Source organism: Peribacillus sp. P4_C12, assembly GCF_056402095.1.
This window is the reverse complement of the sequence record NZ_JBFUIB010000921.1, coordinates 1-1,032: the sequence shown is the minus strand read 5'-3', so window position 1 is coordinate 1,032 and position 1,032 is coordinate 1. Positions and strand designations below refer to the sequence as shown.

2 protein-coding genes are annotated in these 1,032 nt (G+C 37.2%); both read right to left on the bottom strand.

The annotated features are described in order from the left end of the window. On the bottom strand, nucleotides 1–184 hold a 184-nt coding region (locus AC1DUW_RS30270), incomplete at its 3' end, for an aldehyde dehydrogenase family protein (RefSeq protein ID WP_477644366.1). A gap of 34 nt (nucleotides 185–218) precedes the next feature. After that, a partial coding sequence (locus tag AC1DUW_RS30265) for an iron-containing alcohol dehydrogenase (RefSeq protein WP_477644365.1) occupies nucleotides 219–1,032 on the bottom strand: 814 nt, incomplete at its 5' end.

Below are 1,032 nucleotides of genomic sequence, written 5' to 3'. Positions count from 1 at the left end.
CTTTAAAGGCTTTGTTAGCTGCTTGTACAGCTTGCTCTACATCTTCTTTTGTTGAAAGTGGTACTTGAGCAATGACTTCACCTGTAGCTGGATTATATACAGATTCCGTTTTGGCCGTAGATGATGCTACCCATTCACCGCCAATATAATTTTTAATTACTTTTGTGTTAGTTGTAGTTGACATTTTGTATTCTCCTTTTTAATAAACTAGTAGACTTTTATGATTTAATTGTATTTTTGCTGGCCTGAAAATCATAATCAAAACAGTAGTAATATAGATCAACTATTTCTTGGTGAGATGGCACTTTTGGGTTATTTGCGGGACTGCCACTTGCTATAGCATCAGTTGCCATTTTATGAACTACTTGTTGAAATTTATTTTCATCGATCCCCCACTTTTTCATATTCGGGATATTCAAATCGTAACAAAGCTGCTTAATCTTATTGATAGTCACATCTGCTAACTCTTCATTTGTCGAAGTTTTCAATTCGGGAGATATAACTCTTCCAATTGTTGCTAATGCATAGATGGCAGATTCTTTAGTAAATTCGAGTACCGCTGGAAGCAACATGGCATTTGAAATACCGTGCGGCACGTGAAATAAAGCTCCAATTGGTCGTGACATCCCATGAACTAGCGTGACGGAAGCATTAGTAAAAGCAAGGCCAGCTTGCATAGACGCAATTGCCATTTTTTCTCTTGCATCCAAATTCTCTCGGTCTTCATAAGCTATTCTTAAATGATTCAAGATAGCTTCTATCGCCGAAAGTGCAAAATTTTCTGTTAATGGTTGTGATAAACGTGATATATAAGCTTCAATTGCATGGCAAAGTGCATCAATTCCTGTTGCGGCGGTAACTGGAGGTGGTGTTGAAATTGTAAGAATTGGATCCACAATAGCTACATTTGGAAGGAATGATGGATGTTTAATCATCATTTTAATATCTTCCTTAGTATTGGTGATCACTGTTACGTTTGTTACTTCTGAACCAGTTCCAGCCGTAGTTGGAATTGCAATGAGAGGAATAGGT